Origin of the sequence: Persicitalea jodogahamensis (assembly GCF_014651615.1) — a bacterium.
Taxonomy (GTDB): Bacteria; Bacteroidota; Bacteroidia; order Cytophagales; family Spirosomataceae; genus Persicitalea; species Persicitalea jodogahamensis.
Window position 1 is genome coordinate 13,855 of record NZ_BMXF01000008.1, and the last position, 23,672, is coordinate 37,526.

The window sequence follows — 23,672 nt, forward strand, 5'->3', positions numbered from 1 at the left end:
GGCTATTAATCGAACATTAACCGACAAACTAAAAAAGCCCCTATTATTAGCTTGAAATGACGCAGACCGCCATTTTGTGGGTTGGAAAGGAGTGGTTATGTTTGAGGGCGAACGAAGAGCAAGATGTGGTTTCGCGTACGCGAAACCGTGGCGCAAGCGCCAATCTTTCAAGGGGGTTTCCCCCTTTTACCCCCACCGGAGGATGGAAGGAACTGAGAAAAGAACCAAGAGTAAGGGCGGACGACCCAAGCTGGGAACGGCTAAGAAAACGGAGAGGGTCACCTTCAACGTCAACGCCAAGCAGTACGAAGGACTCGTTAAAAAGGCCGAAAGTGCGGGCCTGAGTTTGCCTGACTATGCACGGGATATGACCACGAACGGGTTCATCAAAGCCATTCACACGGTCGAGGCGCAGGCGCAGCGGGTGGACTTCATCCGGCTGTCCAACAACCTCAACCAACTGACCAGGCAGGCACACATCCAAGGGTTGAAGAATCTGGTGGCGCGCTTTGGGAATGCAATGGACGAGATAGACCTGATCTTAAAAAAATACAAAGTATGATCGCAAAGACACTGGGGGCAGGGGGCGGCTGGTCGGGCAAAGTCGAATACCTCTACGAGGGAAAGCTGGAAGAGCGCCAGGCTACCGATAAACGGGCCGAGGTGATCCTGCACAGCGAGAACGTGCGCGTACCCTACGACCATTCCGACAAGGCCGGGCGGCAGCGGATGAAGGCCGATTTCATCGCCCAGGCCCAAAGTTATAAGTGGGCCAGCAAAAAAGACAAGACCATCGGGGAACACGTACTTTCTTTCACGCCCGAGGATATGCGTACCCTGCGCAATAAAGAGGGGGTGCGTCAGGTAGCCAGCGAATACGTCAAGCTGCTGGGCCTGGAAAAAACCCAGCACGTAGCCATTCTGCACCAGGACACGGACAACCCGCACCTACACATCGTTTTTAACCGGGTGACCAACGAGGGCAAGAAATACAAGGATTCCCACGAGCGCCGCCGCGCCCTGGCGGCGGCTGTGGCCCTGAGCCAAAAGCACGGACTACACCTGGTGGGCGATCTGAAACCCGCTGCGGCAGACCACCGCACTAAAACCATGCGGGCGGGCATGGATGATTTGAAGGAACTGCAAGCCGAGCGGCCCATTCTTTCGCAGGCGCGCAACCTTCGGCATCTGGAGAAGCTGGCCGAGAAACAAGGACTGACGATGGAGGACAAGGGGGATAGAATTATTCTTGATGAGCAGGAATACAAATTGAGTGACCTGAATGCTATGTTCCAGGCCAATCGAAACGCAGCGTCAAAGACCAAGGTCACCCAGGACAAAGCTGTCAAAATCGGCCAGGCTTCTGAGATACTGGAGGCCCCGCCTCAGCCATCAGTTCCAACGGAAAAACCCGCCCGTGACGGATACGCCGAATATATGGAAGAGGTGCGCCGGGATATACCCATTCTGCAAATAGCCATCAGCGTCACGGAGGTGGAAAGAATGGCCACTCAGCAGGGAATCGCGTACGAGCGGGACCAGGAATGGGGAACGACCATTGGCGAGAGGACAGTTAGCAACCGCATAGTCGATGAGATTTTAGTAAGAAATGCCACCGAACTGAAAGCGGCAGCCGAGCGCTTGGCCGGGCTGGAAGCGGAATTGGCCCACGAGCAGCAACCGCTGGTACAATCCGCGCTGGAGTTGAAAAACACTCAGCCGGTTCAGAAAGAAGAAATGGGCCCGGAAACAGCTTCGTCATCAACACAAGAGGAGATGCCGGGGTTGCCCATCCTGAATCAAGCCGTTAGCCGCTGGCATTTGAAGGAACTTGCCCAGAAAGACGAGATAGACTACCATGAAAATCCCGATCAGGGAATTAGGCTGGGGGAATACGCAATAAGCGACCAGGCACTCGATGCACAGTTGGGAGCCAACCGGGATAATTACGAGCGGCAGCGGTACGAAGAAATCCGCCAGTCGCTGGGTGAGGTCGGGAAGGCCCACCGCCACGGGCAAACCGTTCTGGCAACAGGTGAGTGCGAGTACCGCTGTGCCGAAAAGCAAAGGGAAGCTCTTAAAAAGGCGGGTGTCGAGTACAATAAAGACGGTACGATCAGCTTCTCGAAGGACTCGCCGGAATACCAACAGCATCAAAAAGACCAGAGGTTGGCTCTGGATCAGGGCTACATCGGGCGCATGATTTCAAACGAGCAGGATCTGGCCCAAGAGAACCGCAGGGAGTATAAGGGTAACCGTCGCCGCCAGGGTAGCCGGCGTGCGCCCGACCACAAGCAGAAAATTGGCAAACTTAAATTGAGTACGGACAAATCAAAAAAGATGAGATTATGACATTTCTGACATTCCTGCAAATTGGCTGCGTGGTGGTTTTCGCCGCCTACGTGATTTCGGTAAATATGTTCAAAGGGGCCGACAATCCCACAGGCGCACGGCCCGAGCCGGAACCCTTTACGTTCTTTCCAAAGAAGCGGCAGGGGTTAATTAAGGAGCAACTGGATCGGGTACTCGACCCAGAGGGTCGGCGCAACGAAACTGCGACCAAGCCATGAGTATCCTGCTGCTGTGGCTGGCTATCAACACCGCCCCCGACACGTTGAACGTGGCCGGGCAAAGTGCGGCGGTGGACGTGGCGTCTTATGGCCGCATCCTGACCGCTAACCCAACCCAGGCCCTTCGCATCCCCTGCATCGTGCCTTTCGAAACCTATGATGCCACGATGGTAACCTCCCTGTTCGGAAACCGTTACCATCCCATTTTGCACCGGATGCGATCACACAACGGGCTGGATATTGGATGCGCGGTGCAGCCCGTTGTGGCCAGCGCTAGGGGAGTCGTTAGCCGCACGGGTTTCGACGCCCGAGGGCTGGGTAACTACGTCAAGATTATACACGGAAACGGCTACGAAACGACCTATGGACACCTGTCTGAAGTTTGGGTGCGGGTCGGCCAAATCCTGAACCTCAGCCAGCCGCTGGGTATGGCCGGAAAAACGGGCTTGGCCACAGGGGTACACCTGCATTACGAAATCCGCAAGCACGGGCGGTTGGCTGACCCGCTGGACTATTTGCTGCTGCTCTACCGCCAGGCCGAGACGACTCTCAGATAAGCTCGCCATCCTGCTCCCAGCGTATGAGATCGACGATGTCTTTCTTGATGGCAAAGAAATTCTCCTCGACCTGCGCCTCGGTCACCTCGCGCCTGGGCAGGTCTTTATAGGTCTTTTTCAATTCGTCGGTTTCGACGGCCACGTAGCCGTTAAAGAGTTTCTGACTGACCTCCTCCCCGTAGTTATCGGCGACTTTACCGACAAAGAAGCCCTGGCTCAGCGTGGCAATCTTCGAAGCAGGTACCAGTTGCTCCATGCGGCTGCTCTCCGAGACATTCACTTCGCTTTTCTGGAATGAGGTTGAAACAGTCCCCTGCTGGGTCTTGCCAAACATCTTGCTGAGGGTTTCGGCGCTGTCGGAGTTGACTGCGCCGCTGAAAATCGTGCCGCAAGTATTAAGGATCACCTTGGCCTGGTCGCGGCCATAATCCTTCGTCAGTTGTTCCATGTCCTGGATGCCCAGCCAGGTCGCCACTTTGTACGACCGGACGGTGGCGATAAAGCTGTCAAGACCCTTCAAATACATTGTCGGAAGCTCGTCAATAAAGAAGGCCGATTTCACCCCGCTTTCCTTATACTTATAGATAGAGCGCATGATCGTGGAAGTATAGACCGATAGGGCTGCGCCATAGACCGTCAGCCGCAGAGGGTTGTTGGCCAGGCACAGCACCTTGGGTCGCCGGGGGTTGTTGACATCGAGGTCGATGTCGTTTCCGGTCATTGTCCAGTAGATATTGGGCGAAGCCAGCCTGGCCAAAGCGTTTTGGCAACTGGCGACCTGCCCGGCCAACTGTTCGCCCGCTTTGTTCTCCCGGGCGACTTTGAAAATAGCCGAATAGGCATCCAACTCGGGATAACCTGCGACAATGTCGATGACCGTGTTGGGGTTTTGCGCGATGAACTCGATGCAGTGAGGTAGGGTGCAGATTGCCTTGCCCCCCAGCCGGGCAACATACTTCTTCTCCACCAGGCGCATATACCACATAATCAGCGTGAGGTAGTTGATGGCCGAATCGGCGAAAAAATCCCCCTCCTTACTGATCCAGGTGCGGTTCAGGTTCAGCAGCAGCAGCTTGGCCGTTTCGCTGGCCTCGTCAATGTTCTTGATGTACTCCGGCCCGATCGGATTGCAACGAGCGCTCACGCCTGGCTCGTCAAAATTAATCAGTGCGAATTGGGGCAGGATCGGCCCTTTGTCGCCGTCTTGCTTGCGTCCGAAAGCATACTTGTTATTGGTCAGGCTCTTGGCCAGGGCGTTATAGGCTTCCAGCGTCAGATCGGGGAATTTCACGTCGTAAACCACGGCAGCATAGCCCTTATAGATTGACTGCCAGATGGCGGGGTTGAGTACGGTGAAGGTTTTACCGCTGCCCTGCGAGCCAACGACCAGCACGGCGCGTTGCGGGTTGAGTACATTGACGTAACCCTCTCTCCACTTTCCCCCATATTGGAAAAGCGTCTTGTAGTTAACCGAGTGGTCGTTCTCGAGCAACTGCTGGAACTGGGGGAACTGCTCGTTGGTCGCATTGAAAACGTCCACGTCGGGAACAATGACCATCGAGCCGAAGATCAGCCCACCGTTGATAACTGCCATAAGGCCCAGAGCCTGAAGGCCTGTCAAGGTAAGAAACCCGCCGGTACCCAGACCACCCAGGGGCAGATAGGCTGCCCCAACGATCAGTACCGCTCCAATCAGGAGCATACTATTCCCCGTCGCCTTGCTGGCGCTAGTGCTGGCCTTGGGCCGGGAGACCATCGCCGTGGCCATCGCCAGAACCAGCAGCAGATAAGAGGCGGCATGGTCGGTGAAGAATGTTCGGCTCACGCCCAGGGCGCGGCTGAGCTTGCCGACAAAGTCGAGCACCGGTCGCAGACCAACACCGACTGAGTTCAGGAAATAACCCTCAAAACAAAAATAAGCATTGTATAGAATAATGAAAATTGAAACATACAGTAACAGGCTGTAAATCTGGTTAGAGTACTCCTTTTCCTTAGTTGTTACGGTAGTTTCCATTGAAAAAAGGTTTAATTTTTTGCCGAAGATAAGGAAATCATATTTGCAAAAGTTCACGTTTAAATAGTTATTTGCTGAACTTTTATCTTCCATTCATTTCCAACCTTTTCCAATCAATCCAAAAACTACTATGAAAGGGATTCGTGTTTCTGCCGCTCAGGCTGCCCAAATGATCGTTATGAGCGTTTTTGCCCAATCCGCCGTCATGGCACAAACCCCGGGAATCGAGGCGGGCGCAAGCGCACTCTCGTCGCTAACCACGTCGCTACAGGACTACATCGATCCAGTCACTACAGTAGTGTATGTCGTTGCCGCCGTGGTAGGGCTAGTCGGAGCACTTCGCGTTTTTGTCAATTGGCAAAACGGGAAGGAAAATGTCATGGCGACCGCCACGGGGTGGTTGGGCGCCTGTCTTTTCCTACTGATTGCCAATACGGTGCTGCGAGCAATGTTTGTAGCCTAAGTGTCTTCATTCATGCGGTAGGGAAGGGGCGCTCATCAGATGCCCTTCCTTTTTACTTTCTACTTCAATGAACAGGTCATTACGACTCTTCCTGCAACGGGGTATCCTGCTGGTGATCGCTCTGCTGCTGGTGACGATTGCCGTTGGCCAGTCTTTCGATTACGCCAACAGCAGCAACGGCAATCTGGGCATCCGCAGCCACATCACCCGGCCACTGGCCAGGCATATGCCGCTCATTTTCAAATTCACGATGACGATTGTGACCATCACGGGCATGGTCGTGGCCGGGCGTGTGTACACGCTCTGGCAGGCCGGGGAGGAAAACGTGACGGGCTTGGTCTCGCGCTGGGGATTCGGGCTTATCCTGGTTACGGCTCTCGTCTGGTTTCTCAAAGAGTATTTCAAGAACGTCAGCATGACGATTACCCCTGACATGAATTTCTGATGGGAATAGCCGAAGGAATACTAAGCGTCATACAGACGGTGATAATCGGAGCCTGCGGGGCTGCGGGCGTGGTTTCAGGGCTACGCATTTACGCCAAGTGGAACCGCGGCGAGGAGGTCACTCCCATGATCTTTTCCTGGCTGGTAGGTCTTTTGAGCGTGGGTGTGCTGATTTATGCTATCCGAACATACATCCTGGGCGGTGGGTTGCTGGGCGGCCTGGCGGTGGGCTGGTCGGGCCAGCTCAACTTGGAAGTCTATGAGTTTGCCATGCTGGCAGGCCTCGTGATCTCGATCGTCTCGATGCTCCGCATTTATCAGAAATACACCGGTGGGGAAGACGTCGTGCCGCTACTCTACCAGTGGGTCGGATCACTACTGTTCCTGTCAGTCATGGGCTATATCATCCAATCGCTGGTTCGCTTCTAAGCCACAAACCAAACTAATCTCACCGATATGATTAACCAGGTCACTAAGGGCGTTGACGATGACATCGAGTTTAAAGGCTTCAAAGGCCGGTATTTCTACCAACTGGCTGGCGCGGTGCTGGGCCTGTTGATGCTCATCTTCCTGCTCTACGCCACGGGCGTGAGCAGCATCCTGCTGCTGGTGTTCGCCGGCATAGCACTCCTTTGCGCCTACGCTTACATAAAGTTCCAGATGGATCGTAACGGCAAGTACGGACATATCCATAGTCAACACGACGCACCTACAAACATCATTATCAACGCGCCCTTTTACAAACTTATCCCGAAAGGCAGAAAGTAATGAAAGCCAAAAACATCGCCGACATCTTCCCCATCCTGTCTATCGACGACGATGGGCTGATCGTCACCAAAAATGCCGATTTGTGCGTAGCCTTTGCCATCGACTACCCCGAGGTTTTCGTCCAGAGCGAGAATAGCTATGAGACGGCCCTGGACTCGCTGTATCAGGCTGTAAAAAACTTGGGAGAAGGCTACATGGTACATAAGCAGGACTTCTTTATCGAGGATTCCTACCAGCCCGATTACAGCTACATTCAGGACAATGACTTCGTGCTGGGCCAGAACGAGAAAAATTTCCAAGACCGCCCCTTTCTCAACCACAAGGGCTACGTCTATGTCATACTACCCGCCAGCGACCCCACCAAGCGGGCCAGTACGGCCAGCAGTCTCTTCAAGCGCATGAGCGTACCTAAGGCACTGGTGAAGGGAAAAACTCTATCCTCCTTTCGCGAGAAGGTCAAGGGCTTCCACAGCACGGTCAACCAAAGCCGGGTAATGCGGGTCAGGAAGCTTGACCGCAACCAAATCGTGGGTAGCAGGGACACGGTGGGCCTACTTGACGAGTATTTCACGCTCAGCTTCGAGGACAAAAACCTTTACGACATTTCGAGCCAGGACGGGCAGTTTCGAGTGGGAAACCAAGCCAGCTACACCTTCGTGGTAAATGAATTGGACCAATACCCTCAGGAGCTACAGCCCATCGTTTCGTTTCGCGACTACACAACGGATCGCACCCGGATGCCGGCGAGTTACGGGTTGAACTTCGGACTGAATCTGCGAGTCAACCACGTTTACAACCAAGTCCTCTACATACCGAAGCAACAGGAAATGGCCGCGCGTATGCAGGGTGAAATCAAACGGCACTTCGCGTTTTCGGCCTATTCGCGCGATAACACCTTTTCGGTGCAGCAGAAAACGGATTTCCTCGACACGCTCAAAGGCGAGGCGACGCTGGCGGTGCTGGCCCATTACAATATTCAGACCTTCAGCAACAGCAGCGAGCAATTGGAGGAGCAGAAGGACATCGTCTCAGCAGCCATCCAGTCGACGGGCTTTATCTCTAAGGTAGCCACAACTTACGGCGAGCAGCTCTTTTGGTCGTGCATTCCAGGCAACACCGCCGAATTGGGCAACGACATGCTGGCAACGGTCTTTCTGGACAATGCCGTAGCACTGTGGAACCTCGAAACCGACTACAAGCAAAGCCCCTACCAGAATTCGGGCATTCTGATGACGGATCGTTTTGGAAGCCCCCGCCTGGTTGACATCTTTCACCAGCCGATGAGGGATAATTTAATCAGCAATCGCAATTTCGTGGTGGTCGGCCCCTCGGGGTCGGGCAAGTCGTTCACGATGAACAATATGCTGTATTACCTGCTTTCGAGCCGGGCGCACGTGACGATTGTGGACATCGGCCACTCCTACAAGCGGATGGGCGAGATCATGGGTGCGCGCTACATCACCCACTCCGAGTCCGAACCCATCCGGCTCAACCCCTTCTACTTCAAGGTCGATGAATACGGCTTCGATAGGGGAAAGGTCTCGGAACTGAAAGAAGAATTCAAGCAGGTTATCACCCAAGTACTTTTCATCCTTTTCAAGAAAGACGGGGATACGATCAGCAAAGCCGAGGAGGTCACGATCTTCAACATGGTCACTGAGTACTACAACTACCTCGACCGCCACCGAAACATTCGACCCTGCTTTAATTCTTTCTACGAATACGCCAAAGACATTTATCCCGAACACTTCGAGAAAACGGGCGGGCGCAATGGCGTGGAGTTCGACCTGGACGCTTTCTACTACGTACTGCGACCCTTCTACAAAGGAGGACAGTACGATTATCTGCTCAACGCCGAGGATGACATCGACTACTCGGAGGAACCCTTCGTGATTTACGAACTCGACAATATCAAGGACCACCCCATCCTTTTGCCAGTCGTCACGCTGATGATTACCAACACCTACGTGACCAAGCTATTCGGATTGCGGGGTGTTCTGAAAATCCTGGTCATTGAGGAAGCTTGGCGGGCAGTCAGCAGCGATTTCTTCGCCACCTTTTTGCTGTGGGCCTTTAAGACTGCCCGAAAGCACTTCGGGGCTATTGGCGTGGTCACCCAGGAAATCGAGGATTTGCTCAAATCGCCCATTATCAAAGATGCCATCGTCCAAAATACCGATGTAAAAATCCTTATGGATCTGAGCCGGTATCTGCAACAGGCCGAAGACGTGCTCAAACTCTTCAAAATCAACCAGGCCAATTTGCCGCAAATATTCTCAATCAACAAGTCGATGGTTGGCAACGACCGTGGCCCGTTTCGTGAATTGGCCCTCATTCTGGGCAATACCTGCAAGGTGTACGGCGTGGAGGTCAGCAAATACGGCGCGGCGCTGTTTACGACCGAACCCACGGAGGTCGATGAGATCAAACGGTTGGCCGCTGAGAAAGAGATCAGCCAGAAGGACGCAGCCCTGGAATGGGCTGAATCCCAGTAAGATGTTACCATTTACCAACAGATTTCTATTTTTCAACCAAACCATCTACCAAGCGAAATGAAAAAGCTGTCTATCCTGATGATCGCCGCTTTGCTGGCAATTCTGACCCCGGCCACGGCGCAGTTCGTGGTATCCGACCCGATGCACACGGGTGTAACGACGCTCATAAAAATGATAACCGATCCCAGCTTCAAAACGATGGTCAAGAACATCGAGAAGCTAAAAAGGGTGGCCTCAGCCGTACAGCAGTTCCACCGCGGAACGCAGGTCGTGCAGACCATTACCCAGGCCTCGCAGAAGATGGCGCAGCTCTCAGCCGCCGTCAGCCGCGACGGACACATTTACCCCGCCGAGTACGCCCTGATGGTCAAGGATGTCAACAACCTGGCCAAAATTGGCACCGAAATCCTGAAAGATATGCGCTCGGCCACCACGCAATCGGGCGGGGTATTGGAAATGACCGACGCGCAGCGCGTGGAGTTCATCGACAAAGCCTTCGACAAAGTCACCAAGTACGACAATCTGATTGATGCCTACTTCAACAAGGTCAAAGCCATGAGCATCCAGCGGTCCGGTAACTCGGCCGATTTGGCCAGCACAACCAGGCTATACGAGGTGGCTTACCGTTTGCCCCAGAGCGGTGGGGGAGGGGCCATCACGGCCCAGAGTGAGGGAATGGGCTACGACATGGGCTACGAGAACGACACGACCAGCATCCTGGACAAAGCCTACGATTCTCCGCAGGCCAAGGCTTTCCGCAAGAAGCAGCAGGAGTGCATGGACAATCAGGCCAACTATTACGACGAGCTGCTACTGGCTGAGGTCAAGAGCGAGGGTGAAGCCTTCAAGGCGCTGATGATGTCGGGCTACTCCTTTGAATTCAAGCCCTCTCGCATCACCAGCGATCTGAAGTCGGTCTGGAACTGGATCGACAGCGGCGGGCAAACGACAGAGGGAAAAAGCTCTGGTGGCGGTGGAGCGGACGTAAGCAGCCAGATCGAGGAGGGCATCAAAAACTTCATCGGACCGGACGGCAAGGTAATATCCAATGAGGAAATGATGGTGCTGATCAGGATCAAAGCGCGCGAACTGCTCAAGCCAGCCCGCGATGAACTGCGCAAGAAGTGGAAACTGGACGAGTGCATGACAATGGGCTACTGACAAACCCCAAATCCCTTACTATGGAATCCCTAATCACAATTATCGGCAAACTCTACGAGCAGCAGATACCAATGGCCAATACAATGGCCAAAGGCATTGAACCACTCATCCGGGTCTTTGCCGCCATCGGGGCGATGGTCTACATCTTTGGCCGAGTGATCGTGCAGATCGCCAACAGCCAGGACATTGACTTCTTTCCCCTGCTGCGGCCCTTCGTGCTGCTGCTGATGATTCCCTTTGCGCCGAATTTTTGCGACGCGATGGATGGTTTCGGCAACGAAATCCGCAGCCGGGTCAACACGGGGAATCTGGAAATCGCCGCCCGCGTCGAGCGGATGAACGAGCGGGTTCAGGATAAAATTGAAAAAAAATGGGCGGCCATCCGCAGCAATCCCGAAAAATACAAAGAGGCGTTTGGCCGGGATCAGGAGGACGACCAGGTAATGGGAACCGAATTCATGATTGACTTCAACATCTGGATGGCCCGCGCCCAAGAATCGGTCAAGTTCCAAATCCTGTCCGTCATCCAGGACATCTTGCTGGCGCTGATGTACATCGCCGAAAGCGCTCTGCTGTTAGTCAGCATTGCCTTTCGCATCGTGCTGCGGATGGGTTTTCCCATAGCCCTGGCACTGGCCGTATTTCCCGGCTTCACGATGGCGGTGGCCAACTGGTTCGGCAGCTACCTGAACTTCACGCTGCTGCCCGCCGTGGCGGCAATGTACAGTAGGTTGACATTCGGTTTGGTCGAGACTTACATCTCCTACTACGACGTGCCGCAGGCCTTGGACGCGATGGGTTCAGAGCTTCAGCAGCCGGAATTCCTGGGGGTGGCTTTCATCGCCCTGCTTATCATGGCACTGGTAGGCTACGTTCAGGTTCCCTCGATGACCTCGCTGCTGGTAAGCGTCGGCGGAGCGGGCAGCATGATCCAGGGTGCGACCCGCGGCGTGATGACAGCCGGCTCGCAGGGGAGGCGGGGCATGATAAGAGGCATGTCCTCGGCCAGAGGGGAGGCCCAGGGAGTGGGCAGAAGACTCGGTATTGGCAAGTGATGCCGCCATTTCATACAAATAACTTTATAGATCAACCCATGCATAATTACCACAAAAAGAACCTGGTCGAATACTATAAGCAATTGGTAGTGCTGTGTTCGGCAACTATCATTATCTCGACTGCCCTGACAATTTACCTCGTCAATAGGGGCTTCGACCGGGTGCGAGAGGCCATCGCCAGCACCTTCGTTTACAGTCCCACTCACGGGGCATCCGTTCACGTTTACTCAAAAGACACCGATTTATGGAAGACCTACTGAAACTCAAGCGTCATTTCGACCGGGTGAAAGTCGTCACAATTGTGGCCCTGCTGGCCTTGGCAGCGGTTTGCATCGCCACGCTGCTGATGTCCTTCCAGGAGGCGAACATCAATAGCCGCCGCATTTACATCGTAAACCGCAACGCCCAGTTTGAAGCCATCGCCGGCACTGTGCAAGCCAATCGGCCCGTCGAGATCGGCTATCACGTACGCCGTTTCCATGAACTATTCTTTACCGTTATCCCCGACGCCAAAGAGATTCAGGAAAGCACTCGACGGGCGTTCTATCTGGCCGACAACTCGGCCAAAAAACTCTATGATGACTTGCAAGAGCAAGATTTCTACAACGAGATCATTCAGGGTAACGTCGTGCAGAAGATCAAGGTGGATTCGGTGGTGACCAATTCGGCGACCTACCCCTACCAGGCCATCACTTACGCCACAATCACCCAAACGCGGGCAACGACTTCGGCCAGAAAGAAAATCATCTCCCGCTGCGAGTTGGAGGACGTGCCGCGCTCCTTAAGTAGCCCTAACGGGCTATTCATGCGCCGATTCAAAATCATCAGTTCAAGCTTATATAATGGCTTTTAACAATCACAAAGCAAAACGCAGAGAGGCGGAGGCAGACGCCCGCGGGCATGAACTGGGCCGCCGCTGGGCCAAAAACCTCAACGTCCGAACCCGGCTGCTCACTCAGCGGCTCAGCCGCTGGCAGCGCGCCAGTCCCCGCAATAAGCGGCTGGTGGCCGGGCTTCTTATTACGTTTTTCATTTCATATCTCATCTACCTGATCACTACCATCCTATCGTATTATGGAACAGCAGCAACCCACCAGTGAGATCGGCAGCGGCAAAGTTCGCCGAATGTCACAGCGTCAGTACCAAATGGTCATGCTCGTCGCCGGCCTTTTCGTGGCCGTGGGTACCATCCTCTGGGGAACGGGCGTCCTCAAAAGCAATCCCGCAGAAGCAGCAGCCCAGAGTGACCCAGCCAAAAACCAGACCGAGGCGCTGGCCGTGCCGGGAGCCAGGAACAAGCCCATGGAAACTGACAAGTACAAAGAGGCCAAGGCCAACGACGCCCGCTTCAGGGCCGATAATGACCCGAACCGCAGCATGAATATGGGGGCCGTCGTCGGGGCGGGGCAGAATGACCGACAGGTCTCGAACGAATACCTCAATGGCGAGGACTACCTAGCCGTGACCGAGGCAGGTCAGCAGCAGCAGCGACAGTCAGCCGCCACCCGCAAACGCCAGGCTTACAACCAGAGCGTGGCGGCGCAGCGGTTGGCTGCGCGTGAGAATGCCCGGCTGGCCGACCCCAACGCGGTGATGTTCCGCAAGAGTGCTGCGGAGATCGCCGAGGAGCGGCGCACAGCCGAGGATCGGGAGATCAACCAGCGTACGGCCAAACTCCTGCTCGACCGCATGGAGAAAGGCGGACAGGGAGAGATCGGAGTCGGTAATAATCCGCTGCCCAGTACGCCGCTGGCCCAGGGCGAGCCTACTGAAACCAGCCCTGGGGCTGGAACTACTGCGGAGGAAACGATTATGCACGGGGAAGTCTCTCGCAATACCGTAGGGCAACCCAATAACAAAATCGGCTTTTTCTACAACTTTTCGCGCAAGAACGCGGGTAGCTACAGCGGTAGCGATGCGATTCTAGCCATTGTGCATGGCCAGGGATCCGATGGAATTACGGTTCAGGATGGCACGACGGCCAAGGTGCGGCTGATGCAGAACACGGTTTTTCGTATTGAGGGCCGTGATGTCATTCTCGAAAAAGGAACGCTGCTTAACGGTATCTGCACCATTGGCCGTGATCGCGTTTTCATCTCGATTACCTCCCTGGTCATCGATAAAGCCATTTATCCCGTCAAGGTACAGGCCTTCGACCTTGATGGCCAGCAAGGGATTTACGTGCCAAACCTGGCCGAGAAGAACCGCGTGACCCAAGGTCTGACCCGCATAGCCAGCCAGTCCGGTCAGGGCGGCAGCTACATAGTCAGTCAGGGCGGCGTCGGCCGACAGGTCGGCACCCAAGTGGCTGTGCAGGGCGTACGCGGGGCCATGCAAGGTGCGCGTCAGTTGCTGACAGCTAAGGCCCAAAGCCCCAAAGTCACCATCCGCCCCAATTACAAAGTACTGCTGAAGTCGGCTGATCTTTTTCCAACCTCATCTACCAATCAAGATTATGAAGGCTATTAAAAACATGATTAAAACCGCCCTATTGTTCGTCCTTCCCCTGGCTGGAGTCGCCCAGAGACCACCTGAAATGCAAACGCCCGAAGTGCAAATGCCTAAGACGACCGTCATGGCCAATAAGCAGATGTTCTTTGAGACGCTCAACAACAAAAACACTTACGCCCTACCCATTGACCGTGCGTCGGTCATCGGCAGCTACGCACTCGGCGTCAGCCAGCAGAAAACGGTTCATATTATGTTCCCCTCCGAAATTAAGGAGGTCGATGTGGGAAACCGCTACGTAATGGTGCAGGTCACCGAAGCCTTCAACAACGTGCTGCGGGTCAAGGCAAATGCCGATGAAAAGTTCAGCGAGACCAACGTGACCGTCATCTGCCGGGATGGTAGTTTGTACAGCTTCCTAACCAGTTATGAGGACAACCCCGAAGTGGTCAACATCAGTATTGGCAACAACGCGCAGTCCGACGCGGCAGTAAGCAAGGCTCTGGGCATCAACTTTACCAAGCAGCGCGTACTCGACGGGTCGAACGAAAATTTCACCGAAATAGAGAGCATGGCCCAGACCGCCCTTGACAAAAAGCCCTATATCCACAACGTGGGAGCCTACACCATGCGGGTGACCGCGCTTGTCCAGGGCATTTACACGCAGGGCGACAACCTGTATTACGTCATCAAGGTCGATAACCGCTCGGAGATCGACTACACGATGGCCTTTGCCAAGTTCTTCGTTCTGGACATCTCCGAAGCAAAACGGGTTGCCGTGCAGGAGGAGGAACTGCCGATCAAATACCAGTTGCCGACCGAGCGAACCATTGCGGGCGGCACGGAGAAAACCTTTACGTTCGTCGTACCCGTGCGCGCCATTAGCGACAGCAAGCAAGTGGACATGGAGATTTACGAAGCCGACGGGGCACGCCACCTGCGCTTCACAATCGACCGCAAACTCCTACAAAAAGCTAAAAAGCTATGAAAAGATTGACTCTTGCCATTCTTTGCGCGGCCGGGGCTATGCTGGTGCAAAAAGCAATGGCCCAGACCCATTTGCGGGGCCAGCCTTTCCTTCAAATTGACGCGGGATCCTACGATGCCGTTCTTCCTGGTCTGGGTAATTTCGCCTTCAAGGCTGGGCTGGGCAAGTACACCCGTCGATTGTGGGGCAGTATGTTCTTCGTCTCGGTTGCCCACAAGCAAACCTCGCTGGTTTCCGAAGGCAGCCGAGTGATGATTGAAACTGACGTTCCCGTCGATCAATACATGGCAGGTTACCAGCTCACGCCCAACCTCTACCAAAGCGCCATGCGCACTTTTCTGGTCAAGCTGCCCCTTTCGTTGCAGGCGGGTTACGAATGCCTCAATCGAGGCGAGGATTTTATCGGCCCCTACCTGCTGGCCCCTTCCTCACGCGTGCTACTTGGTGCGGGGGCTGCGCTGGAATTCGAGTATCGGGGCGTACTGGTCGGCTACCGCCAGAATGTCAACCTGCTTTCACGGTATCAAAAGTTTAGCAGTCTTCCTTACGTAGGCTATAAAATTCATTTCAGATGATCCGATCAAAATTATTGATAGCCACAGCGGTGGCGGCGTTGACCTGCTGTAACCAGCCCATTGAGGTTAGCGTCAACGAACAGGCCGATACGCTGGCCGGAGTGGCTACCAGCCGCGACTTCAACCTGCTTATTCCGCCCGGCCCTTACCGCATCGATCGCATCGACGTTGATTTCGGGCGCTGGTACGGCGTACCGATGGAACTCTACCTGCGTCCGACCGGGGCCGACCCGTCAGCGGTTTACCAGATCGAATTCAAGTCCACTTCCTACGGCTACCTGCAAATCGCGGGCGACCGACTTTTTCCGGGCGACAAGATCACCGTACCTTACGCCCTTTTCAAAGACTACCGTTTGACTGCCTATTTGCCACGCCATTTGAAGGCAAACACCAGTTGACAGTCACGGCCATAAACGGGCGGGAACAGCGCCAGGCCCAGGCAAATTTGATCATTCCCTGACTATCTTTTTTCTTAAACAGACAAATTCAATCCAACCTTATGACTACGACAATGGAAGTGACCGGAAAAATTGCGCATATCCTGCCCACGGTGGAAGGCCAAGGCAAGAACGGCCCATGGAAAAAACAGCAAGTCGTCGTGGAATACGGCGACAAGTACCCCAAGATGGCCTGCTTCACGCTCTGGGGCGATCTGATCCTGGAAGATGAAGGGCTGGCTGGCGAAACGGTCGAGGTTAGTTTCGACCTCGAGAGCCGGGAAAACAACGGCCGATGGTTCACCGATGCCAAGGCCTGGAAATTCAAAGTTCTGTAAGCGATGGATGCCGCAACGACAACCACAATGCTTTACGCCTTGGCTTCGCTTGCTGGCGCGGCTGGGGCGTTACGGGTTTACCGTACCTGGCGAAGGGCGGAGGACAACTGCGGACGCGGGTAGAAAAGCCCGGCTTCTGACCCCTTCGGCCCACTCCTACATGGTCAACATTTCCAATAGAGTAGCGTTCTACTTCGTGATGAGAAGTTAGAGAAAATTATCAGTCAACCATAAAACGCATACGCGATGAAACGGATATTCTTTTCCAATCTTTTGCTGCTGGCTTTGATGGCCACACTCAGCTGCAACACCGAGGACGGCTCGGGCCACCGGGGTAAAGACGGCTCCCAGTTTCTGGGAACATGGCAGCTTCCCCAACCCAATTGCCCCACCTGCGGCAGATGGGTTTTTTCAGAAACCAAAGAGGGCGGTACGCTGGCCGAATACTACAAGCAGGGGGGCGGGAAAATCGACTATCCGGCCAGCTATGACCCTGCTACCAAAATGATGCTCATTGAGACAGGCGGCGGACTCAAAGCAGGTATAGTCAACGGTGAACTGAAAGTTCGGGGGTTGACATATCACAAGATAGACGGAGTCAGCCAAGATTCCGCACAATGAGCGCCCAATGGAAATCATTACCTTCGATACGTTCATGCGGCTGGAAGTATTCCTTCCCTGCGTAGCCGCCTATTGCCTGCTGTGCCTGGGGCTGATCTGGGCCTGGTATAGCGCAACCAGCTGGTGGAATCGGCAGCTAAAGCTGCGCAGAGCGGCAAAGTCCAGTAAATGCCTAACCGACAGCGGCTCAATCGTTAACGAACGCAGTCCTCCCGAGGCCACCGCCTAGCCAGCAGGTTCTCCGAATTAGTAGCATTCGAAGCTAGTCGCCCCTTGGCCAGGGCCGCAGCCGTTTTACATCGTTAACGATTTACAGAAAAATGGCAGATTAGTTTCGTTGCCCGGTTTTCTTTTGTTTTGCAACAGGGCGTAGGCCCTGTACAGCACTATTAACCAAGGAAAGCCCGTGAAAATCGCTTACATAAGAACCGCCCTCGATGATCAGGAGAAAGAGGAAAAATTGAAAGAGCTTCAGAAACTTGGGTACGATTCCCTGCGTCTGGAGGGCGAGATTCCCAAAAATGGCGGATTGACCGAACTGGAAAAAATCGTGGTATCGGCTGTGAAGGGGGATGTGCTGTGCATAAACTCGCTGATGGAACTGGGCCGAACGCTCGACGAGACAGTGCGCTACGTCAATCGTCTGATGGAAAAGGGCGTGGCTGTTTTCTCGGTTGCCGATAACGTCGAAACGTCGGACACAGATCCCGAGTTGAACATCAAAATGCTGTCCCCTGTCTCTGACCGCGACCGTCAGAAGCTCGTGACCAGTATCCGCGCCGGGCGCAAGGCGGCCGAGGCCCGCGGCATCAAGTTCGGCCGCAAGAAGGGATTGACCGAACCCTTCCGCAAAATAGCCCCCGAAGTTTATCGGCTCTCACAGCAAAAAGGCCAGACTATAGACATGATCTGCGAGAAGTTCAGTATCGGCTCGCGCAATACCTACTACCGAATAGTCGAATACCAGAAAGAAAAAGAGCAGCACAAACGGGAAGAGCGCGAGCGGCATACGGCCAATATGAAGCTATTTTATTTCGATATAGAGACTACGGGTCCCGAGCCTGCCCTGGACTCAATCCACCACCTGGCCATAATAGTCGAGGTCAACGGCCACATCAAACTGCGCGACTCGCTTCTGATCCAGCCACGCGAGATGGCCGATTTGCCAGAGGACTATCAGACCCCCGGCTCGAAGATTACCAAAGCTGAACTTGCTAATACCGAAGTCTATTCGCCGCCCGCCCAGGCGCTGGCCAAACTATGCCAGATCCTGGAGCGGTACGTCGATCCTGCCAACCCGGCCGACCGCTTCTTCGTAGTGGGCTTTGCCACGGAGCAGACTAAGGTTCCATTCTTGCGTGAACTGTTTGAAGAAGGCCCGCAGCGGTATGAGGATTATTTCTACATTGGCAGCATGGATGCCCGGGTGCTGGCCACGCAGTACCTGTGGTCGCGGCGTGCCGAGTTCAAGGAATTTTCTCTGCCGGAGGTCTTCGAGGCCCTGGGCGGAAGTCGGACTGTCAAAAAAGTACTGGTCGGCAAGCATGAGCACGACGCGACTTCCGGGGTCGAAATGGCTCGCCAGGTTTACAAGCATATCACGACCGACAAGTCTGTTTGAGACGTAGGCCTTCAATCATTAATAATTGGTCAAATTTAAAGAATTCACTGACTGCGCCAAGGTGATTCTTTACACGGCCAGGTCACCAGAACAGGCTTTATTGGAAGCGTTGGTTCATTTCCAAGTGGCCCCTACGATCAATTGCCCCGCCTACGGGTTTTCACCCTTGAAATACCAGAGGGCGAGATTCGTTGGATATATCCCGAACTGCTGCCGGACGAGTGGGCTGAACCAACGGCTCTGCCGCTTACTCAGACTATTTTCAGCGAGTGGCTGCATCATCCATTGGATTTGGGCTTAGGCGTACCCTCCGCCGTGGTTGACATCTCCTATAACGTTTTGCTGCACCCCCGGCACGCGCTCTACCCGGCTATCAAAGTGGGCAGCAGGATCTGATTCTGGATCAGCGCCTGTGGAATATCCCTGATCCCTGAGTTGCTACCGGAAGGAATAACCTGATTCCACCAACGATGAAAACGCTCGAACTCTACCGAAGCTTTCTGAAAAAACCCTGGGTGGGGGTCATGCTGGTTTCCGTTGTAATGCTGCTTCTCGAAATCAATCGCTGGATGACGAATCCGCAGGCGCAGGTTCAGATGCTGGAAAAATACCATGAGGGCGCGGGAGGCTATGTGTTGAACCTGGTTTTTGGCGTGTATGTGCCGGAACTCGTCACGGTCGGCGTCCTGATCCTGCTCATGGAGGCTTACCATCGGCTGCTGAATATTCACGAGGTGGGGCTGGATACCCGATCTATCGCCCTCTATGAACTGAAATTCCTGCCCCTGTTTCTAATGGCCTACTTCTTTTTTATCCCCTTTACATTGGCTGTACGCTTTGCCATCCGGGAGTTTCCCGACTACAACGCCCAGCGATACGAAAACAACTACGCCAGAATACTCTACACCTGGGTCGGCTACAATACCTATACCCTTCTGGTGACTGTCATTGGCTACCTGCTGCTGAACATCTCGCTCCTACTGGATTTTTTACGAAACCTGAGACTTTCCTTTCCGCCCGGATCATCGCTGCTGGACTCCTTGGCAGCGATGGCCAACGACCAGCCGCGAGACCATAAGCAAACCATTACAGTCACCAGCGTGGCAGGCGAGACGATATTGTCCGTGGCTCAGGTCGATCTTTTCGAGACGCAGGACGGCACTAACTACGCCCGGCATGATGGCAACCGCTCGGTGGTTCACTATTCGTTGGCCGAATTGGAGAACCAACTCGACCCTGATCGCTTCTTCCGGGGCAACCGCCACTACATTGTCAACCTTGACCATCTGGAAAGCCATTCCTATTGGGACAAGGGGAAATATGTCCTGCGCAGCCGAAACCTGCCGGGCCGCGATTTAATTATGCCCCGCGCCCGTCTGCAAGGTTTGCGCGCGGCCCTGAAAAGGAACCGCGCGCAATTTGACCCGCTCACGCGGCGCTCTGGCGATCAGCAACCAAATTCCTGATCCCTATCTGCCGAAAGGTCTGCCGCAGCACTGGGCCGAAATAGGGCGAATCCCGATGGATCGGCGTCCGAAGACATCCTATGAGTTCTTCTATTTCGTCTAGATCCGACAGGTAGGCATCCAGGCCCGCGTCGAGCAACGTCCCGAAGTCAGTCCCGTGTTCGGGTTCAATGCAGACGACCACGGTGGGTACCTGGCGGATGAGCCGCAGGGCCGATTCATCCGCGGTCTCAATTATCCCAGAGTCCACGATCAGGTATTCAGGGCGATGGGCGGCAATCTGGGCCAGCATACCATCGAGGCATCCGGTCCGGCCCGCTGTCTGAAAACCCTTGCTGCGGAGCAGACTGCCCAGAACCTGGGCGGTGATGGTTTCCGTCCTGGCGATCAGGACGGCGGGGTTAAATTCATTTTTCTTTTTCACGTTTCGCGCTCTTCTCTTTAAATGATGGCACCAAACTAGGGGCCGGGCGCAGCGAGGTCAAGGGCGATAAGGCGAAATCAACAAATCAAAGGCTGAAATCCACAAATTACCTCAAATAGAACCTTCTTTCAGAAACAAGGGATAATTGTATAAAATGATGAAAGTATCAAGCCTACTTCGGTAGAAGGACGCGAAAAGACTAATCGGTGAAGGGCTGAAATCACGGGGAAATCACAGACTGAAAACGTCGGAATAATCGTTTTAGACATCCGAGAGGCACTATTTCCGAATGATATAAGTACAAATACGTAGTCAATTATTCAGCCACTTCAAGACGGGTTAGAGCATACGTAGATAGGTACGTATATAATTTTTTTTATATGAAATTTCGGCTAAATTATCATTTTATAACCAAATTTCATTTTTTAATTCAAATAAAGAAAAATGTGGTAGGAAAACCGCCAAATGGTGGAAGTGCCAGTGTGGTAATCAAGTGGCATCAGAGTAAAACATGAAATGCTTGGGAAGCTCAAAATAAGCCTTTGCCAGAGTAGGGAGCGCAATGCCGCGCTGATCCGCAGCAACTGCGCTAGGAATTCTCAGAATGAGGGGCTAAGTAAAACAAAGACGTCCGTCTTCTGACTTGCGCTCAGTTATTAACTAGTTGGGCATAAATTTTTTATTAGCATTCACGCCCCACTACACACGATCCTGAACCCTACCTTTTTAGAAGTTGCCGAAGCGATATTGAAACGTGGCCCGCCAGGCATATTTATTCACTCTAATTTGGAAAGAAACCCTTGAAATGGTCGAAGCCACCGATAGAGACAAAGAATTGGTCGTCGAAATTCTAGCGCAGTCGTTTGATGAAAACAAAAGCGTGAATTACCTGATTCCGCAGGACGAAAAACGAATGCAGCGGATAAGGGAACTGATTGCCTATTCTTACGAAATGTGCAGACTCTGGGGAAAGGTGGCACTATCGGAAGATCGAAAGGCATGCGCACTTGTGATTTTTCCAGATCGCAAGCGGACAACGGTTCGAAGCCTGCTGTTGATGGGACGGCTGATATTCAAATCTATCGGCCTCCGGAACATTACTAAGGCTCTTGATCGGGAGGGCAGGGTTCATACGCATCATCCGAATATGCCTATCTACCACCTTTGGTTCCTCGGCGTTTTACCCGAATACCAAGGAAGGGGGTACGGAAGCCAGCTCCTTGACGAACTTCTGCTTGATGCCGACGAAATGAAAAGACCCGTTTACCTCGAAACCTCCACGCAGCGGAATATTCCCTGGTATGAGAAGCACGGGTTTTTGATTTACGGCAAGATTCCACTTAGCTACGACCTGCTTTTAATGAGAAGAAACTTATGAGACACCAATACCCCATATGCACGTATTTGGTACAGACATACACATCGTTACCTTCTGCTTCATAGTCATCGAGGCGGTGTTCTTCGTGTACCAATTTTTCTACTACCTATACTGGCCGAAGGATCAAAACCGTAAGTACTACCTGATTCTGCTTTTCCTGCTCATCGTCAAGAACCTGGCGATGGGATTGTTTCCAGATCCGCAGTACACAAGCATTCCCATGGTAATTCAATACGCATTCACCTACGCGGCCGGATTCATTATGGCCAGCTATTTCCCTTATTATTTTTACCGCTCCTATAATCTGGAAGGTCTGCGCTTTCATGCTACCTACGGTGTGGTATTATTCCTTTATACACCCTTCACGCTGATTTTTACCACCGAATATTTGTTCACGAGCGACATCGACAGCGCTATCGCTCACGGGCTGGTTATCCCGGCGGCGTACAGCCTGGTACTGGCTTATGTTATGTACAAGTCCATGCAGAAAGCTTTCAGGAAAGAACTGGATAACCGGGAGTACTTTGAAGTGGTGGGCGTTTACTGTTCGGTAGTTCCCTTCGTGGCAATTGCCTTTTTCCCAAATATTGCTCAGGTTACTGAGGCCATCATCACCAATCTGGGATTCACGATCCTTACAATTCTCTTTATACGCCGCTCCGTTCTTCAGGCCAGACTCGATAAGGCGAAATTATTGGCCCTAAGTAAACTTAAAATAGGAACACCTCTCCACGGGATTGATCCCACCATCGACCTCGACCAGCAAATTTTTGAAGCAAATATTTCCATGTTTAACCTGACCCCACGAGAAAAGGAGGTGGTTGGGCTGGTCAGATTAGGAAAAACTAATAAGAGTATCGGTGAGTATCTCCAAATTTCCGACAGAACCGTCAGTAAACACATCGAAAACATATTCCAGAAGACAGAAGTCAATAGCAGAACCGAGCTGATGCGTAGAATCATGCAAAAACAAGAAGAATAGCGGAAGTGAACCGTACCCCGGAATGGTGCAACCCGTAGTGAACGCCCCATAGCAAACTTTTTTGCTGGCTTTTTCATCCTAAAAAAACTCACTTTTCGTCCCACAAAACCAGACTTAAAGTAATAATTCATTAGACTTTTCCAATCAAAATCATTGTAAAAGGGTCTTTCTAGGGCAATTCGGGGTGTGAAAAGCCGTCCTTTTGTAATTCAGTTTATTTCATTATAATTGCGCGCCTCAGACGCCAAAACGGGTGCTAGCTTACTTTATTAATAAGTACAGCCATGCCTCGTAAAAGCAGTAAGCAGAAACATCTCGATAAAGCAGAAGTCATCGGAAGCTATGGTGATGCTTTCAAAAAATGGCGGTGGCTGGTCTTTCCTGCTGTCGTAGCTCTCGTGGGAAATTCAGCGGTCAAAAAGGTGTTTGACATTCTACTAAGCCATATCTTCCCTTAAATATTCCTGCTACATGAATGCCGCAATGTCCGAAAGACAGGATGATGACTCGATTTTGCAGAAAGTGTTGGAGCAACTCGTTGAAGAATTGACCGATCCCGAAATCCATTACGTGGTTTCAGGCAACCATTACGTGCACCAGCAGGCGGAACGTTTTGGTGAAAAGGTCTATATTGCTCAGATATGGCTCAGTTCCGATTCCTCCTGGGATGTAGTATTGACCGATCAAGGACTAATTTATGATGTCAAGCTCAACCCGAATAACCTTGATCAAATCAGTCGGATTCTCATACCGTACAAGGAAATCTGTACGATCACAAGGTCAGGAAGTGGCGTCAGTTACCCCTATATAAATGATGATAAGCGCAACCTGATGGCCATGTTCGATAAGAAACCAGGCAATTGAAGC

Annotated in this window: 30 protein-coding genes; 28 read left to right on the forward strand and 2 right to left on the reverse strand. The window is 53.0% G+C overall.

Annotation, left to right across the window (positions count from 1 at the left end; genetic code table 11):
- Window positions 1-202: 202 nt before the first annotated feature.
- The 4 genes from IE117_RS24800 to IE117_RS24815 are packed head-to-tail and all read left to right on the forward strand — an operon-like array spanning window position 203 to window position 3,127.
- Window positions 203-562 carry a plasmid mobilization protein gene (locus tag IE117_RS24800; RefSeq protein ID WP_189568597.1) on the forward strand — a complete coding sequence of 120 codons (360 nt, stop codon included), beginning with the start codon at window positions 203-205 and terminating at the stop codon, window positions 560-562.
- Window positions 559-2,352, forward strand: coding sequence for a relaxase/mobilization nuclease domain-containing protein (locus IE117_RS24805; protein WP_189568600.1), 1,794 nt, complete (start codon window positions 559-561; stop codon window positions 2,350-2,352). The genes IE117_RS24800 and IE117_RS24805 overlap by 4 nt, the downstream gene beginning before the upstream one ends.
- The gene (locus tag IE117_RS24810) at window positions 2,349-2,570 is read left to right on the forward strand and encodes a hypothetical protein (RefSeq protein ID WP_189568602.1); all 222 of its coding nucleotides are present in this window, start codon (window positions 2,349-2,351) and stop codon (window positions 2,568-2,570) included. The genes IE117_RS24805 and IE117_RS24810 overlap by 4 nt, the downstream gene beginning before the upstream one ends.
- On the forward strand, window positions 2,567-3,127 hold the full coding sequence (locus IE117_RS24815) for a M23 family metallopeptidase (protein WP_189568605.1): 561 nt from the start codon (window positions 2,567-2,569) through the stop codon (window positions 3,125-3,127). The genes IE117_RS24810 and IE117_RS24815 overlap by 4 nt, the downstream gene beginning before the upstream one ends.
- Here the strand turns inward: IE117_RS24815 and IE117_RS24820 are convergent.
- Window positions 3,120-5,141 carry a type IV secretory system conjugative DNA transfer family protein gene (locus tag IE117_RS24820; protein ID WP_189568608.1) on the reverse strand — a complete coding sequence of 674 codons (2,022 nt, stop codon included), beginning with the start codon at window positions 5,139-5,141 and terminating at the stop codon, window positions 3,120-3,122. The two genes, IE117_RS24815 and IE117_RS24820, sit on opposite strands and share 8 nt — an antisense overlap.
- A gap of 130 nt (window positions 5,142-5,271) precedes the next feature.
- On the opposite strand from IE117_RS24820, the gene IE117_RS24825 reads away from it, so the two are divergent.
- From IE117_RS24825 to IE117_RS24920, 20 genes are all read left to right on the forward strand, one after another.
- Window positions 5,272-5,604, forward strand: coding sequence for a DUF4134 family protein (locus IE117_RS24825; RefSeq protein WP_189568611.1), 333 nt, complete (start codon window positions 5,272-5,274; stop codon window positions 5,602-5,604).
- A 67-nt stretch (window positions 5,605-5,671) separates the two neighbouring features.
- Window positions 5,672-6,049: a DUF4134 family protein gene (locus IE117_RS24830; protein ID WP_189568614.1), complete on the forward strand. Its 378-nt coding sequence runs from the start codon at window positions 5,672-5,674 to the stop codon at window positions 6,047-6,049.
- Window positions 6,049-6,477 carry a DUF4134 family protein gene (locus tag IE117_RS24835; RefSeq protein ID WP_189568617.1) on the forward strand — a complete coding sequence of 143 codons (429 nt, stop codon included), beginning with the start codon at window positions 6,049-6,051 and terminating at the stop codon, window positions 6,475-6,477. Before IE117_RS24830 ends, IE117_RS24835 begins: the two co-directional genes overlap by 1 nt.
- Before the next feature lie 27 nt (window positions 6,478-6,504).
- Window positions 6,505-6,816: a DUF4133 domain-containing protein gene (locus IE117_RS24840; RefSeq protein WP_189568620.1), complete on the forward strand. Its 312-nt coding sequence runs from the start codon at window positions 6,505-6,507 to the stop codon at window positions 6,814-6,816.
- On the forward strand, window positions 6,816-9,311 hold the full coding sequence (locus IE117_RS24845; protein ID WP_189568623.1) for a TraG family conjugative transposon ATPase: 2,496 nt from the start codon (window positions 6,816-6,818) through the stop codon (window positions 9,309-9,311). The genes IE117_RS24840 and IE117_RS24845 overlap by 1 nt, the downstream gene beginning before the upstream one ends.
- Window positions 9,312-9,368: 57 nt before the next feature.
- The gene (locus tag IE117_RS24850; RefSeq protein ID WP_189568626.1) at window positions 9,369-10,472 is read left to right on the forward strand and encodes a hypothetical protein; all 1,104 of its coding nucleotides are present in this window, start codon (window positions 9,369-9,371) and stop codon (window positions 10,470-10,472) included.
- Between the two features lie 20 nt (window positions 10,473-10,492).
- On the forward strand, window positions 10,493-11,527 hold the full coding sequence (locus tag IE117_RS24855; RefSeq protein ID WP_189568628.1) for a TraJ family protein: 1,035 nt from the start codon (window positions 10,493-10,495) through the stop codon (window positions 11,525-11,527).
- Between the two features lie 38 nt (window positions 11,528-11,565).
- Entirely contained in the window at window positions 11,566-11,787 is a 222-nt protein-coding gene (locus IE117_RS24860; protein ID WP_189568631.1) for a hypothetical protein, read from the forward strand.
- Window positions 11,772-12,380, forward strand: coding sequence for a conjugative transposon protein TraK (traK, locus tag IE117_RS24865; protein ID WP_189568634.1), 609 nt, complete (start codon window positions 11,772-11,774; stop codon window positions 12,378-12,380). Before IE117_RS24860 ends, traK begins: the two co-directional genes overlap by 16 nt.
- Complete coding sequence (locus tag IE117_RS24870) at window positions 12,370-12,627, forward strand: hypothetical protein (RefSeq protein WP_189568637.1); 258 nt, start codon at window positions 12,370-12,372, stop codon at window positions 12,625-12,627. The genes traK and IE117_RS24870 overlap by 11 nt, the downstream gene beginning before the upstream one ends.
- On the forward strand, window positions 12,602-13,996 hold the full coding sequence (gene traM / locus IE117_RS24875) for a conjugative transposon protein TraM (RefSeq protein WP_189568639.1): 1,395 nt from the start codon (window positions 12,602-12,604) through the stop codon (window positions 13,994-13,996). The genes IE117_RS24870 and traM overlap by 26 nt, the downstream gene beginning before the upstream one ends.
- Window positions 13,983-14,963, forward strand: coding sequence for a conjugative transposon protein TraN (gene traN, locus IE117_RS24880; RefSeq protein WP_229581459.1), 981 nt, complete (start codon window positions 13,983-13,985; stop codon window positions 14,961-14,963). The genes traM and traN overlap by 14 nt, the downstream gene beginning before the upstream one ends.
- A complete protein-coding gene (locus tag IE117_RS24885; RefSeq protein WP_189568643.1) occupies window positions 14,960-15,538 on the forward strand; it encodes a conjugal transfer protein TraO in 579 nt (192 codons plus the stop codon). Before traN ends, IE117_RS24885 begins: the two co-directional genes overlap by 4 nt.
- Entirely contained in the window at window positions 15,535-15,936 is a 402-nt protein-coding gene (locus IE117_RS24890) for a hypothetical protein (protein ID WP_189568646.1), read from the forward strand. Before IE117_RS24885 ends, IE117_RS24890 begins: the two co-directional genes overlap by 4 nt.
- Window positions 15,937-16,037: 101 nt before the next feature.
- On the forward strand, window positions 16,038-16,313 hold the full coding sequence (locus tag IE117_RS24895) for a DUF3127 domain-containing protein (RefSeq protein ID WP_189568649.1): 276 nt from the start codon (window positions 16,038-16,040) through the stop codon (window positions 16,311-16,313).
- Window positions 16,314-16,559: 246 nt separating this feature from the next.
- Window positions 16,560-16,934 carry a hypothetical protein gene (locus IE117_RS24900; RefSeq protein ID WP_189568652.1) on the forward strand — a complete coding sequence of 125 codons (375 nt, stop codon included), beginning with the start codon at window positions 16,560-16,562 and terminating at the stop codon, window positions 16,932-16,934.
- Between the two features lie 7 nt (window positions 16,935-16,941).
- Entirely contained in the window at window positions 16,942-17,163 is a 222-nt protein-coding gene (locus IE117_RS24905) for a hypothetical protein (RefSeq protein ID WP_189568655.1), read from the forward strand.
- 177 nt (window positions 17,164-17,340) lie between these two features.
- Entirely contained in the window at window positions 17,341-18,555 is a 1,215-nt protein-coding gene (locus IE117_RS24910; protein ID WP_189568658.1) for a recombinase family protein, read from the forward strand.
- A gap of 141 nt (window positions 18,556-18,696) precedes the next feature.
- Window positions 18,697-18,951 carry an RES family NAD+ phosphorylase gene (locus IE117_RS24915; RefSeq protein ID WP_229581461.1) on the forward strand — a complete coding sequence of 85 codons (255 nt, stop codon included), beginning with the start codon at window positions 18,697-18,699 and terminating at the stop codon, window positions 18,949-18,951.
- A 74-nt stretch (window positions 18,952-19,025) separates the two neighbouring features.
- Window positions 19,026-20,021, forward strand: a complete 996-nt coding sequence (locus IE117_RS24920; protein ID WP_189568661.1) for a LytTR family DNA-binding domain-containing protein — start codon at window positions 19,026-19,028, stop codon at window positions 20,019-20,021.
- Here IE117_RS24920 and IE117_RS24925 read toward each other — a convergent pair.
- Window positions 19,984-20,445, reverse strand: coding sequence for an ANTAR domain-containing protein (locus tag IE117_RS24925; protein WP_189568664.1), 462 nt, complete (start codon window positions 20,443-20,445; stop codon window positions 19,984-19,986). The two genes, IE117_RS24920 and IE117_RS24925, sit on opposite strands and share 38 nt — an antisense overlap.
- A gap of 805 nt (window positions 20,446-21,250) precedes the next feature.
- Between IE117_RS24925 and IE117_RS24930 the strand changes: the two genes are divergently transcribed.
- The 4 genes from IE117_RS24930 to IE117_RS24945 all read left to right on the forward strand — a co-directional run bounded on the left by IE117_RS24930 (window position 21,251) and on the right by IE117_RS24945 (window position 23,669).
- The gene (locus tag IE117_RS24930) at window positions 21,251-21,823 is read left to right on the forward strand and encodes a GNAT family N-acetyltransferase (protein ID WP_189568665.1); all 573 of its coding nucleotides are present in this window, start codon (window positions 21,251-21,253) and stop codon (window positions 21,821-21,823) included.
- Between the two features lie 16 nt (window positions 21,824-21,839).
- On the forward strand, window positions 21,840-22,805 hold the full coding sequence (locus IE117_RS24935; RefSeq protein WP_189568668.1) for a response regulator transcription factor: 966 nt from the start codon (window positions 21,840-21,842) through the stop codon (window positions 22,803-22,805).
- A 284-nt stretch (window positions 22,806-23,089) separates the two neighbouring features.
- Window positions 23,090-23,263 carry a hypothetical protein gene (locus tag IE117_RS24940; protein ID WP_189568671.1) on the forward strand — a complete coding sequence of 58 codons (174 nt, stop codon included), beginning with the start codon at window positions 23,090-23,092 and terminating at the stop codon, window positions 23,261-23,263.
- A 13-nt stretch (window positions 23,264-23,276) separates the two neighbouring features.
- Window positions 23,277-23,669 (forward strand): hypothetical protein, encoded by a 393-nt coding sequence (locus IE117_RS24945; RefSeq protein WP_189568674.1) that lies wholly within the window; start codon window positions 23,277-23,279, stop codon window positions 23,667-23,669.
- Window positions 23,670-23,672: the final 3 nt, after the last annotated feature.